Origin of the sequence: Martinezella lusitana, from assembly GCF_014207095.1 — a bacterium.
In the GTDB taxonomy this organism is placed as follows: domain Bacteria; phylum Pseudomonadota; class Alphaproteobacteria; order Rhizobiales; family Rhizobiaceae; genus Rhizobium; species Rhizobium lusitanum_B.
Genome location: NZ_JACHBG010000019.1, coordinates 1 through 13,339 on the forward strand (window position 1 = coordinate 1; position 13,339 = coordinate 13,339).

A 13,339-nucleotide genomic window follows, 5' to 3' on the forward strand; every position below is an offset into this window, starting at 1 on the left:
CGGGCTTATAGACCCTACCCATCGAACTAGTCAACACCAGCATTGTAAAAATTCTGACATTTTTGTAAGCAACTGATTTTAATAGGTAATTTTAGAGAGCGGGGACGTTCTTGGAAATTTTGCCCACAAGCGCCTCCGAAAACATTGTCCAAATGGTCAAAATTTCGATCTGACCCGTCGAGGTACGTCATCCTTGGATTGTGCCCTCCCCTTTATACGATCCGACCGCCGCTTTCAGAAGCTCCGCACGGTATAAGGAAGGCAAGGGGGCCGAGGCCGGCCGATAGCGGCAAGCCCCAGAAAAACCGCCATTTTATCGGAAAACCTGCTAAAGTATGGGGAAGGGAGGAGACAATGCACATGACAAGACCAGAAAGCATCGTGGAAGTCAGCGTCGATAGCGCCAACGGACGTCGCGCGCTCGGTATCATGAGCATGCGCCAAGCATTGGACCTGCCCGATCTGACAAGGTTCACCTATACACATCCGGATCCGCAGAAGGCGGCCGAGGGCATTGTCCTCAGCCGGGAGGAACTCAGGGCGTTTCTTACCTGCCACTGAGCTCGCGGCACGGTATCCGAGTCGACCGCATACGTTGGGCGGAGACATCGCATGCTCGCGCGGCCGTCAGGCCGCTTTTCTCTGCACTGCAGCAAGCGGCAACAGAACGACGGCATTGAGGCCACCGCCGTCGCGATCCTCAAGACAGAGCACGCCGCCGTGCGCGTCGAGAATTTGGCGGACGATCGCCAACCCCAGCCCACTGCCTCCGAGATCGCGATTGCGCGATTCTTCCAATCTGACGAACGGCTCAAGCACGTCCTTGCGGCGCTCCGCCGGAATGCCCGGCCCGCGATCACCAATGGTGATGACACCCATTTTGCCCCGATGCTCGACATGAATATCGGCGCTGCCACCATAACGCAGCGCATTGTCTACGAGGTTGTCGAGCACCCGCACCAGCGCGGTCTCAGGCATAGTGACGGCCAATGGGTGTCCCAACGGCACGAAGGCAACGAGGGCCGAGCCATCTTGACGCTCGGCGACATGGGAACAGATGGCGGCATCGAGATCGAGGATGCAGCTGCCCTCCGACACGACGGTGCTGCGCGCAAACCCCAGTGCATCCTCGACCAGGCGCTGCATGGCCTCGACATCGGCAATCGCGCGGTCGCGATGCGGGGTATCCGGCATCATTTCCACACGCAGGCGAAAGCGGGTGAGATAGGTGCGCAGATCATGCGATATCGCCCCGATGATCAGAGTGCGGTTGTTGAGCAGGGCGGCAATGCGCAACTGCATGGCATTGATGGCCTTAATCAACATGCGGAGCTCGCAGGCGCCTCGCTCGGGAATGGAAACCGGCTGCAAACCATTGCCGATGGAATTGACGGTTCGGGACAGACGCGTCAGCGGCCGGGTCTCGCGGGCCACGGCGACGATCGCGATGACCGCGACCAACATGCCGAGGACACCGGCGATAAGACCGACGGGCACGCCGTGCAATCGCACTGTCGGCGTATCGGGAAGATTGAAGACCGCCACCTTGCCGCCGGCAACGCCGATCGAGACTTCGACGATCCGGTCAGACGCGCCCACGGAGAACCAGCCCTGCGGCTTTTCTGAAAGCGAACGGATGTTGAAGTAGCGGTTGCCAAAGGCAATGTTGGCAAATTCGCGCGCCAGCTTGTCGGTCAGCGTCAGATCGGATGCCGCCTCGTTTTCCGCCTGCGCGGGCGCATCTGTCAGGCCGACGGCCAAGCCGTTGGCATTGAGGGCGCGAATGGCCAGCGGCTGCGCCTCCGGCGGAATGGCGTCGAGAAGGCGGATCGCGGACTTGACCTGCATGGTCGGCGAAATCTCGGGATTGAAAGAGGTATCCGGCTTCAGTTGCGCCGCGGCGAATGCGGCAAGCTGGATGACGAACAGCGCCACGGCGACAATCATGATGATGCGGGCAACGAGGCCGAGTTTCAGCATGGCTCAGACATCCTTCACGTCCGTGGTGAGGAGATAGCCGGCATTGCGCACGGTGGTTATGATTTGGACGCCATCGGGCAGACAATGCCCAAGCTTGGTACGAAGGCGCGACACCGTCACGTCAATTGTGCGGTCGAAGGGATCGGCACCACGCCCGCGCGTCCAGTCGAGCAATTGGTCGCGCGACAGGACGCGGCGGGGCCTTTCGAGGAAACAGACGAGCAGATCGAACTCCGCCGTCGTCAGATGCACGAGACGCTCGCCCTCGATCTCGATCACCCGGCCATCGAGATCGACAGTCATGCCGGCGAACTGCTTGCGCCGGGCGGGGGCAGCACTTTCCTCCGAGCGCTCAGGGCCGGAGCGGCGCAGGATGGCGCGAACGCGCGCCAGAAGCTCACGCGGATTGAAGGGCTTTCCGAGATAATCGTCGGCGCCCATCTCAAGACCGAGAATGCGGTCGATATCCTCGGTCTTCGCCGTCAGCATCAGGATCGGCACCTGACTGCGGGCGCGGATGCGCCGGCATGCCGACAATCCGTCTTCGCCGGGCAGCATCAGATCGAGAATGATGAGATCGGGAAATCCCTTGGCGAGAATGCGATCCATGGCGGCGGCGCTATCGGCTGCCTGCACGGTAAAACCTTCGCGGCTCAGGAACTCCTCCAGGAGCGCCCTAATCTCGCGGTCGTCTTCGACCAGAAGAAGCGATGCGGAAACCATGACCCTCCATGCGGGTTGGAAGGTGGTTTTGGCAACAGGGAAACCGCCGACGTTACAAACTGTAACAAATCTCCGCCGTTTTGAAAAATCCCAGCAAAAGAAGCCATGCAGTTTTCCAACCACGCCGATCCCTCCGGAGCGAACGGCGGCAGCCTTGATGCCGCCGACCCGACCCCATCGCCCGCTCCGGCCCAAGGCAGGGCTCGCATCCATGAAATGCGAGCCCTGCCGCCTTCTTCTCCTCATTCGCGACATTCCGATTTGCCTCCCGGCCATCCTCGTGCGAAAGGATTGTGCTTCAGGGCCGGCGCGCCCAGCCACTCCAGCAACGAGCACGAGGCAAGACCGTTGAGCCAACGGCATTCACCGCAGCGATCCGGCAAGACGGCGAAGGGCAGGCAGGAGCCAGACGGCAAGCGCGTGACGTTGCCGCGGGCGCTCTCCAAGCTTGGCTATTGTTCCCGCACGCAAGCCGAGGTGCTGATTTCGGCTGGCCGAGTGACGGTGGACGGAAGCAAGGTCACGGAGCCCTCAACCTGGGTCGACCTGGAAAATGCGCAGTTTGCCGTCGACGGCGTTACGATATCCGCCGAGGAAAAACTCTATTTCATGCTGAACAAGCCGCGCGGGCTTGTGACCACGCGCGACGACCCCGAGGGGCGGCCGACCGTCTATGATTGCCTGAAAGATATCGATGCGCGGCACCTTGCCCCGGTCGGGCGTCTCGACAAGGCGAGCGAAGGCTTGCTGCTCTTTACCAATGACACGGTGCTGGCACAGGCGCTGCTCGATCCGATCAGCCATGTCGGCAAGCTCTATCACGTCCAGGTCGACCGGATCATGGATGACGAGCAGTTCGCGCGGATGGAGCGCGGCATCATCGACGACGGCGAGCTTCTGACCGCCAGCTCGGCTCGGCTGCTGCGCAGCGGAGACCGTAACAGCTGGATCGAGGTGGAGCTCAAGGAAGGCCGCAATCGGCAGATCCGCCGGATGCTGGAGGCCCTCGGCATCGAATGCCTGCGGCTGGTGCGGGTCACTTTCGGCGAGATCGAGCTCGGCGATTTGCCGAAAGGTGCAGTCCGCGCGCTTACGGAGACCGAGATTCTTCGCTTGCGCCGGCGGGCGGATTTGAAGTCGAACGGACAAAATGGAGCGAAGACGAAACGCAATGCAGCCTCATGATTTCTGGCAGGAACTCCATCCACCGCAGAGCTTTTCGGAAGGCCAGGAGTGCCGCGATTTCTATGTGGCCCAATTGCCGGACGGGCGGCAGCTTCGATTGCCGATCCGCGTTCTGGCCGATGGCGAGCACGCACTGGCCTCGCTGATCGTCAATCAGGCCAGTTTCGTCGTGCAGGAGGCCCTTGCCGAGGCGCTGGCGGCGCGGATTGCAGAATACGATATCGAGGTTGTCGCCGGATTGCCGACGCTCGGCCTGACGCTGGCAAGTGCGGTCGCGCGGGCGCTCGGCCACAAGCGCTACGTGCCGCTCGGCACGTCGCGCAAGTTCTGGTACCGCGACGAGTTGTCGGTCTCGCTCTCGTCGATCACCACCCCGAACCAGGAGAAGCGTCTCTATATTGATCCGCGCATGCTGCCCCTGCTGGAGGGCAAGCGGGTGGCGCTGATCGACGACGTCATCTCCAGCGGCGCCTCGATCGCCTCCGGCCTGGCGCTTGCCGCCTCCTGCGGCATCGAGCCGGTAGTGATCGGCGCGGCTATGCTGCAATCCGAACGCTGGCGCGACCGTGTCGATGCCGACGGAAAGCAATGGAGCGAGCGGATCGTCGGGGTCTTCTCGACACCGATCCTGGAGAAGAGGGCAAATGGCGGTTGGCGAATACCCGGCTAACGCGCCTTCCAGCCAGGCAAATGGGCCAACGGATGCGGGAATACATCTATATATATGTGAAAATCGTTCCGATTCCGCCGACAATGCGTTAAGGGTCCGCTCAAGAAGCATCCGTCAGGCGGATGCACGAGCCTGTGGTGGACGCGTTGCGAATTCTCTCCGAAGCCCATTTCCCGGAACTGCCCAATTACTATCGCGGCAAGGTACGCGAAAATTACGACCTGCCGGACGGCAGCCGTATCATCATCAGCACCGATCGCCTCAGCGCCTTCGACCGCATCCTCACCTGCATTCCCTATAAGGGGCAGGTTCTGACGCAGACGGCGCGCTATTGGTTCGAGCAAACGCGTGACATCTGCCCGAACCACGTCATCGACTATCCGGATCCGAACGTCGTCGTCGGCAAGCGGCTGAATATCCTGCCGGTCGAAGTCGTCGTACGCGGCTATCTGGCTGGCACCACCGGCACCTCGATCCTGACACTCTATAAGAAGGGTCAGCGCGAGATGTATGGCATCACGCTGCCTGACGGCATGCGCGACAACCAGATCCTGCCCGAACCGATCATCACGCCGACGAGCAAGGAATTCGACGGTGGCCACGACGAGCCGCTGACGCCGACCCAGATCGTGGAAAATGGCCTGCTGACACAGGACCAGTGGCAGACGCTTTCGGACTACGCGCTGGCGCTGTTCGCCCGCGGACAGGAGATCGCCCGCAAGCGCGGCCTGATCCTCGTCGACACCAAATATGAGTTCGGCACCGACGAAAACGGCCAGATCATTCTCGCCGACGAGATCCATACGCCCGACAGCAGCCGTTATTGGCTGGCCGGCAGCTACCAGGAGCGCTTCGAAAAAGGTGCGCGTCCGGAAAGCTTCGACAAGGATTTCGTAAGGGCCTGGGTGACCGAGCGCTGCGACCCCTACAAGGACGAAATTCCGGAAATACCGCTCGACCTCGTCGAACAGACGTCGAAAGTCTACATCCGCGCCTTTGAAGCAATCACCGGCACACCCTTTGTGGCGGACGATCGTGCTGCGAGCCCCCGCGATAGGGTTCGCGCAAGCCTGGCGCGTTATTTCCCGTAAGGACAGTTCGAATGGTCACTCGGCGCAATCGATTCGGCGAGTGACGTTCCCCAAGTTGGGCCGCTTGACGTTTCATGGACATACCGCGCCCAAAAAGGGGTGCGAAAAGGGTATGTTTTTTGCAACACTTTAGATTTTTTTTACCGGCACCCTGATATTTCGCCCGATCCCACATATGTTCGGCGTCGAGAATTCGTAAAAGCCACTGTGCTATTGCAAAACTCATTGCTAGATTAACGACGACTGCTTCGGGTCATTTTTTGTACTGCGTAAGACTGGAGCGCCGAAACACATGGGTCAAGTTCGGCCCTTAAAACACTGATCAGTAAATTGAATTGTGGGACAATGTGATGGTTTCCATTCGTACTGCCGCCCCCGCCCTGCTGCTTATTCTGGCAGGTTGCGTCAGCGGCCCAGACCATAAGCCACCGGAAATGCCTCTACCGGCCAAGTTTTCGGAGGGCGGTACGAAGATGAACGGCGATGTCGCCAGTTCGCAATGGTGGACTGCTTTCGGTGACTCCAAGCTGAATGCGTTCGCCGCACAGGGACTTGCCCAGAACCTTACCATCCAGCAGACGCTGGAGCGCATCAACCAGGCGGAAGCTGCCGTCGTCACCGCAGGCGCAGGCGGCCTCCCAAGCCTCACGCTCAGCGGCGAGAACACGACCAGCGGCCAAAGGGGCACGTCGGCTTTGCGCAGCGTGACCGGAACGCGAAACTCCACAGGCGCTAGCGCCTCAGTTTCGTGGCTGCTCGACCTCTGGGGGCAATATCGCCGGGCACAGGAAGGCGCCAACGCCTCGCTCGATGCCGCTTATTCGAGTGTCGACGCTGCCCGCCTGACCTATCTTCAGGATCTAGCGACCAGCTACGTCAACGCCCGCTACTACCAGTCGCTGGTGGCGATCGCTCAGGAAAACCTGAAATCGCGGCGCGACACGCTTTCGCTGACCAAGTTCCAGCTTGAAGCAGGTGCCGCATCGCGCCTCGACGTCGTTCAGGCGGAAGGCCTCGTCAACTCGACGCTTTCGACCATTCCTGGCTACGAAATCGGCTATCGCCAGGCCGTACATCACATCGCAACGCTGTTGAACGTACCGTCGTCAACGATCATCGCGCAGATGCAGGGTGGCGGCAAGCAGCCGGTCTTCCGCGGCAGCGTCCGCAGCGGCGTTCCTGCCGATCTCATCCGCAACCGTCCGGACATCCGCATTGCGGAACGTACCCTCGCGGCCTCGACGGCTCAGATTGGCGTGGCGGAAGCCAAGCTCTACCCGTCGATCACGCTGAGCGGTTCGATTTCGCCGAGCTACATCCACAATAGCGGGTCTACCAGCGGTAACCTGACCAGCTGGTCCTTTGGTCCTACGCTGAATCTGCCGATCTTCGACGGCGGTGCATTGCGCGCCGGTGTCAAGAACGCGCAATCCTCGAGCCGCGAAAACTACCTCGCCTGGCAGCAGACTGTAAGGACTGCGATCCAGCAGGTCGAAGACGCGCTGTCGGCCGTGACCCGCGATGCGCAGACCGTTGCTGCCCTGCATGCTCAGGTCAAATCCTATCAGGAAGCCCTGCAGCTCTCCACGGCAAGCTATAAGGACGGCGCATCCTCGCTGCTCGACGTTCTCGACGCACAGCGCAACGTGACTGCCGCCCAGCAGAGCCTGGCACAGGCCGTTCAATCGAGCGCCAACAACTACGTTTTGCTGAACGTTGCCATCGGCGCCGGCTATGTGCCGGCCAGCAAAGCAAATGTTGCCCAGGCTCCGGCCAAGGTCGTCAAGGTTTCGGCCAAGAAGGTGAACTAACACGGACTACCCGTCTTATCGGACGAGGTTTCGGGACCGCCGCAGGAAACTGCGGCGGTTTTTTATTGCCTTCCGTCGGCGCTCAAAACGAAAATGGCGTGCCCCTGCTTTTGCGGGAACACGCCATCTCCAAAAAACAAAAAGGCCGGAGCGATCCGGCCTTTCGTCATCCGCTCTCTCAACAGTGCCAGTACATCCGTGGTCAAAGGGAAAGCGGAACTGCAGCCAGATTGATTGTTAGAGGTTAACGAAGCGTTACTTCTCTTCAACAATCCCGAAGGACGAAACGGCTCGCTTTCAAGCGCGCCAGCCATCCATGGGCTGCATGACTGGACCCTATATCGGAGAGCAAGGTGGCGATTTCAAGGCCGGGCGATTATTTCTCTCTCGCTACAAGCAAGATGGCGACAACTGCGCCATCCTGATCGGCCAAATGGTGAGCGGGCCTCGCTGAAAATGCCTCAGCTTAGCCAGGCGCCAACCGTAATCATTCAAGCTGCATTCATGCAGATACACTTACAACACAGGTAAGGATTGAAGATGCGGCATGGTATCCTATCGAAATCCGTGCATGCACGGGCCTTTATCGTGCCGGAATTGGAAAGTCATAGCGAATGGCGCCGGGGTAGGCGCATCAAACACGGAACAGGCATCAAGCCGCATTTTCGCGATCGTGATGTGCGAAGGGAGAATATTCATGAGGTTCAAGGTTCTTGCCGCGAGCTTACTGGCCGCTTTCATTGCGTTGCCGGCCGTCGCGGAAGCTGCGGAGGGCTTTGCCACCGCAAACGTCAACATGCGCTCAGGCCCTAGCACCGCCTATCCTGCCGTGACCATGATCCCGGTCGGCGTGTCGCTTCGGATCAACGGCTGCCTTAGCGAAACGCCCTGGTGCGACGTCTCCTTTTACGGCGGACGCGGTTGGGTTGCCGGCCGCTATATCCAGGCGACCTACCAGTCGCGCCGCATCTACGTCGATCGGCAATATTATCGTCCGCTCGGCATCCCGACGGTAGTCTTCAATTTCGATGACTATTGGGGTCGCTACTATCGCGGCCGTGACTTCTACCGCGATCGCGATCGCTGGCGCCGCGGCCCCGGCTGGGCTGACCGCCGCCCGGACAACAACTGGGACCGCAATGCTCCAGGCTGGGATCGCGGCTCCAACTGGAATGATGATCAGAATGGCAACTGGGATCATCGTCCTGACCGCAACCGCGACTGGAATCGTGGCTCGGACTGGAATGACGGTCAGGATCGCAATTGGGATCGCCGCCGCGACCGCAATCGCGACTGGGACGGACAGCGGGATGACAATCGCGACTGGGGCCGCCGCCAGCCAGACAACAATCAGGGCTGGGGTAACCGGCCGGATCGTCCGCGTGATCGCCCGGACAACCAGCCGCGCCCGCAACCGCAGCCCCCGGTCGCGCAGCCTCAACCGCAGCCGCAGCCCAACCCTGGAACGCCCTACAGATACAAAGACTGCCCGGCATCGCAGCCGGATTGCAACCTCTCCACCGTGTCACCCAGAGGGTCAAGCCGCTGACGGCAACTTTTCGCGAGAGCACTTCCGGAAATGTGCGCGGCGACCTTCCGTCAGGAATGTGTAGAGGTCCGATATAATGGAGCGTCTTCGCAGTTCCAAGTAAAACGGCGGCGTTCTGGTTCCTGGAAAAACAAAGGCCGGCGGCTTTGAAAAGCCGCCGGCCTTTGTCATGAGAAGCATTCCATTCAAGGAGTGATGGCCTTCCGCACATGCTGCGGCGGCATGATATTGGGTGCTTCTACCGAGCAGTGCCGTCCCGAGCCTATCAAGGTCTGCATCGCATCCTTAGGCCCTCGTTCGCCGACCGGTTAAGCAATCGGTCGGGAGCAAAGCACCCTAGTGCATTTTGAGATGCGCTTCCCGCGTTGCCGAAATGAACATTTCCCGCGCTTCCTCGGCTGATTTGCGGCCATCGATTGCAGCACGGCACAGGCTTCTGGCCGCCACATACAGCGGGCCGCGGCGATCTGGCCAAAGATTAGCCATGCAATTCAAGGCCTCGGATGGCCCGGTCACGATCTGGAAACTACCCTGAGCAAAGCCGATCTCGATTGGATTGCTCCATTTGATTTGCCGCATGAACACTCCTCCTCACAGGCTACCAAACCGTCTGGAACCGCCTTTCAAGACAGCCAGATGACGGTACTATAACCTCGATCAGACAATTCGAAAATACGGAAGATTCGCCGCACCGCGCGAAGTATCGACGCAGACACCCGGAGTAATCGCATCCACCGTTGAGGCGCGCTACACCGATTTCAAGCTTCTCTTCTTGGCAGTCTGGCATGATCACAGGCCTCATTGTATGGTGCGGGCAGCTTAACTTTTATCTGTCGCGCGCGATCCGCTTTGCTTCTTCCGGCGAGAAGCCTGCGCGACGGGCGAGCCGCTCCAGGCCGAAGATGCGGTCGATCCGGTCGACCAGCCATAATTCAAGACGTTTCCACATCGATATAGCCTCCTCCGCCACGGCCTTTCAGCCAAAGCAGCGCCCGATGAACCTCGCACCAGGCCACTTGTTCCGATTCACCGGAACAGTGGTGGCCTCTGCGCGTTCGAGAGCAATTCCTGCTTCGTCGCGAAGTCGCCAAACAGCTTCTTCAGCCTGGCTTCCTCCTCCTTGGCGATCCGATGGCGTCGGGCAAAATCCTCGACACTCCAGACCTCCCGCAGCTTGCTCTCGTGAGCTTCCTCTATCTTGATCAACGAACTCATGTGCTCGCCCCTCGGTTTTGTAGTCGGATAATGCCCAAGACGACGGAAAGTTCCTTGAGATGCATGATCGAGCCGAGCCGCAGTCGCTGTCATATTCGCTGCGCAAATGTTCTTAATCCCTCCTTAAATCGCCGCATTTACAGTTCAGGCGGGACTCGATGTCTTCACGAGGGGTTCGTGAACAAATGGTGGGCGGCTGCCTTTCCCGAAATTCGGGATCCATTTTCAAGGTGACGTGCCGAGACAAGGGCGGTTGCATGCGCTAAAGCACGGTTACCACCACCGTGATTACCCTGACGGAAGACGTGGGAATACGGGAGCCCGATGATCTTGGGTCGGTAAGACCTAAGATTTGAATCCGCTCTAGAATCAAAGACATTGAGCATGATTTCGTCCGAGAACCACTGACATCTTTCGGCATCAGCTCCAGGCACCGAGGTACGACCGGCCCGCAATGGCAGATAAGAAAAAGTCACGCCAGAGGATAGAACCATCCTTTTCCAGCGGTCGGGAACGCATCGATGACGGATTCAGCGCCGGCGAACGTATCGTTGGCCCCAGGCGCGCGGCCAAGCGCTACGAAGAGCCGGAACCAGACGAAGATGACGAAGATGAATACGAGGACGAGCCGGTGGTTCAGAAACCCCGCCGCGCCCGCAGTCGTCGCAAGCCAGCCCGGCGCCCGCCGCGTCGCGGCTTTTTTGGATTTATCCGGACGACGATCTATTGGGGCCTCGTGCTTTGCCTTTGGGCCGGCATCGGCGTCGCCGGCCTTGTCGCCTATTATGGCTCGCGCATGCCGAGCGCCAGCACCTGGTCCATTCCCGAGCGGCCGCCGAACGTCAAAATCACGGATCTCGGAGGCAGCCTGATCGCCAATCGCGGCACGACCGGCGGCGAAGCCGTGACGCTCCGCGACATGTCGCCCTATATCCCGGAAGCCATCATCGCGATTGAGGACCGTCGTTTCTATTCGCATTTCGGCTTCGATCCGATCGGCCTCGGCCGCGCGGTGGTGACGAATATCGTGACGGGACATGCCGTTCAGGGCGGCTCGACGTTGACGCAGCAGCTCGCCAAGAACCTGTTCCTGTCGCCGGACCGCACGCTGGAACGCAAGGTTCAGGAAGTGCTGCTGGCGCTGTGGCTTGAGCACAAATACACCAAGGATCAGATCCTGACGATGTATCTGAACCGGGTCTATTTCGGCTCAAACGCCTATGGTGTCGAGGCGGCGTCGCGGCGCTACTTCAACAAATCGGCCAAGGACGTCAATCTCGGCGAGGCCGCCATGCTGGCCGGTCTGGTCAAGGCACCGTCGCGGCTGTCACCCGCCCGCGATCCTGCTGCCGCCGAGGCCCGCGCCCAGCTTGTGCTGCAGGCCATGCGCGACCAGGGCTTCATCAGCGAATCCGATATCAAGACGGCGATGGCGCAGCCGCCGACACGAACCAAGAGCTATTGGAGCGGCGCGGAGAACTACGTCGCCGACATGGTCATGGATCAGCTGCCGAAGCTGATCGGCAGCCCCGTCAAGGAAGACCTGATCGTCGACACCACCCTCGACATGTCGCTGGAGGAGAAAGCCGAAAAGGCGCTGAGCGATGTGCTCGAAAAGGAAGGCAAGAAGCTGAATGCCTCTCAGGCGTCGCTCGTCTCCATCGATGCCACAGGCGCCGTTCGCGCGCTCGTCGGCGGCCGCGACTACGCGCAGAGCCAGTTCAACCGTGCCGTCACCGCCAAGCGCCAGCCTGGCTCGGCCTTTAAGCCCTTCGTCTATACGGCAGCGCTGGAGGCGGGTCTGACACCCAATTCGATCCGCAACGACCTGCCGGTCAAGATCGGCAACTGGGCTCCGGAGAATTACGAACAGCGCTATAGCGGCCCGGTGACGCTTGCGACCGCCGTGGCAAAATCGCTGAACACGGTTGCCGCCCAGCTCATTGCCGAGGTCGGCCCCGAGCAGGTAATCAAGGTGGCGCACAGGCTCGGCATCGAATCCGACCTGCAGGCCAATGCCTCCATCGCACTCGGCACCTCCGAAGTCTCGCTGCTGGAGCTGACCTCCGCCTATGCTCCCTTCATGAACGGCGGCTTCAAGGTGGCACCGCATGTCATCACCAAGGTGACGACCGCCTCCGGCAAGGTGCTCTACCAGGCCAATACCAATAATTCGGAGCGTGTGCTGAACCCGGATACCGTCACCAACATGAACACCATGATGGCCGGCGTTATCGCCTCGGGAACCGGTAAGGCCGCGCGTATTCCCGGCTGGCAGGCCGCCGGCAAATCGGGCACGACGCAGTCTTTCCGCGACGCGCTGTTCGTCGGTTTTACCAGCCATTTGACGACCGGCGTCTGGTTCGGCAACGACGACGGAAAGTCGATGCGCAAGGTGACGGGCGGCGGGCTACCGGCGAAGGCCTGGAAGGAATTCATGGTCGCGGCCCATAAGGGGATCACGCCTACGCCGATCTTCGGCGGCGGCCAGATCATCGACAACGGCTTGCCGGTGGCGCAGACAGGGCCGAACGGCGACCAGCCGACAAGCATCGGCAACATTATTTCCGGTGCGGACGATGGCGGGCAGCCGTCCTTGCAGCAGCGGCCAGTGCAGCAGCCGATCCAGCCGCAGATTGTCAACCAGACGGTTGGCAACGAGGACCCGCAGGACCTGCCTCCGGCGAACCTGTCCGACGATAACAATCCCTACAGTTCGAATCCCTACAATTCAGACCCTTATGACAGCGAGATCCCGCCCGCCGATGTCGGCGACAGCGGTCGGCCCAGAGCAGCACGGCCGCATCGCACCTCATTGCTCGACGTGATCCTCGGACGATAAAATCGCAATTTTCGACCTTGCGGCTTGCATGGCTGCGGCAAGGCTGCTCAAATATGCGATTGCTTCAAATCCACGGGCTCTTGGCGCAGCTTCGACCATGTGGAATTTGGGCGACAAACCATTCGTTTTGCTGGATTCCGGGTGATTTCCTGCCTTGCAGTCAGTAAAACCGCTACTTATATACGCGGCATCACCGCAGTCATGGCTGCGCAATCCTCAAGACCATCCCGTAAGGGGCTGTCAATGGAATGCCTGACAGGGGTTCCGACAGCT

General features: G+C 60.2%; 12 protein-coding genes. 7 read left to right on the forward strand and 5 right to left on the reverse strand.

From position 1 onward, the window contains the following. Nucleotides 1–354 precede the first annotated feature (354 nt). Nucleotides 355–561, forward strand: coding sequence for a hypothetical protein (locus tag GGD46_RS26095; RefSeq protein WP_184709501.1), 207 nt, complete (start codon nt 355–357; stop codon nt 559–561). A gap of 66 nt (nt 562–627) precedes the next feature. Here GGD46_RS26095 and GGD46_RS26100 read toward each other — a convergent pair whose 3' ends face one another. Together GGD46_RS26100 and GGD46_RS26105 are read right to left on the reverse strand one after the other, a co-directional pair. Further along, complete coding sequence (locus GGD46_RS26100; protein ID WP_184709503.1) at nt 628–1,980, reverse strand: ATP-binding protein; 1,353 nt, start codon at nt 1,978–1,980, stop codon at nt 628–630. 3 nt (nt 1,981–1,983) lie between these two features. Beyond that, a complete protein-coding gene (locus GGD46_RS26105; protein ID WP_184709505.1) occupies nt 1,984–2,703 on the reverse strand; it encodes a response regulator in 720 nt (239 codons plus the stop codon). A 348-nt stretch (nt 2,704–3,051) separates the two neighbouring features. Here GGD46_RS26105 and GGD46_RS26110 point away from each other — a divergent pair, with 348 nt between their 5' ends. From GGD46_RS26110 to GGD46_RS26130, 5 genes are all read left to right on the forward strand, one after another. After that, nucleotides 3,052–3,888: a pseudouridine synthase gene (locus GGD46_RS26110; RefSeq protein ID WP_184709507.1), complete on the forward strand. Its 837-nt coding sequence runs from the start codon at nt 3,052–3,054 to the stop codon at nt 3,886–3,888. Continuing rightward, a complete protein-coding gene (locus tag GGD46_RS26115) occupies nt 3,875–4,558 on the forward strand; it encodes a phosphoribosyltransferase (protein ID WP_184709509.1) in 684 nt (227 codons plus the stop codon). Before GGD46_RS26110 ends, GGD46_RS26115 begins: the two co-directional genes overlap by 14 nt. 146 nt (nt 4,559–4,704) lie before the next feature. Beyond that, a complete protein-coding gene (locus GGD46_RS26120; RefSeq protein ID WP_184709693.1) occupies nt 4,705–5,649 on the forward strand; it encodes a phosphoribosylaminoimidazolesuccinocarboxamide synthase in 945 nt (314 codons plus the stop codon). Between the two features lie 350 nt (nt 5,650–5,999). After that, a complete protein-coding gene (locus tag GGD46_RS26125; RefSeq protein ID WP_184709511.1) occupies nt 6,000–7,460 on the forward strand; it encodes an efflux transporter outer membrane subunit in 1,461 nt (486 codons plus the stop codon). Nucleotides 7,461–8,157: 697 nt separating this feature from the next. Beyond that, a complete protein-coding gene (locus GGD46_RS26130) occupies nt 8,158–9,009 on the forward strand; it encodes an SH3 domain-containing protein (protein ID WP_184709513.1) in 852 nt (283 codons plus the stop codon). A gap of 336 nt (nt 9,010–9,345) precedes the next feature. Here GGD46_RS26130 and GGD46_RS26135 read toward each other — a convergent pair whose 3' ends face one another. From GGD46_RS26135 to GGD46_RS26140, 3 genes are all read right to left on the reverse strand, one after another. Next, on the reverse strand, nt 9,346–9,588 hold the full coding sequence (locus GGD46_RS26135; RefSeq protein WP_184709515.1) for a DUF982 domain-containing protein: 243 nt from the start codon (nt 9,586–9,588) through the stop codon (nt 9,346–9,348). A gap of 247 nt (nt 9,589–9,835) precedes the next feature. Continuing rightward, nucleotides 9,836–9,958 (reverse strand): hypothetical protein, encoded by a 123-nt coding sequence (locus GGD46_RS34310; RefSeq protein WP_281414739.1) that lies wholly within the window; start codon nt 9,956–9,958, stop codon nt 9,836–9,838. Nucleotides 9,959–10,035: 77 nt separating this feature from the next. Next, on the reverse strand, nt 10,036–10,224 hold the full coding sequence (locus GGD46_RS26140; protein ID WP_184709517.1) for a hypothetical protein: 189 nt from the start codon (nt 10,222–10,224) through the stop codon (nt 10,036–10,038). Nucleotides 10,225–10,678: 454 nt separating this feature from the next. On the opposite strand from GGD46_RS26140, the gene GGD46_RS26145 reads away from it, so the two are divergent. Further along, nucleotides 10,679–13,066: a transglycosylase domain-containing protein gene (locus GGD46_RS26145; RefSeq protein WP_184709519.1), complete on the forward strand. Its 2,388-nt coding sequence runs from the start codon at nt 10,679–10,681 to the stop codon at nt 13,064–13,066. Nucleotides 13,067–13,339: the final 273 nt, after the last annotated feature.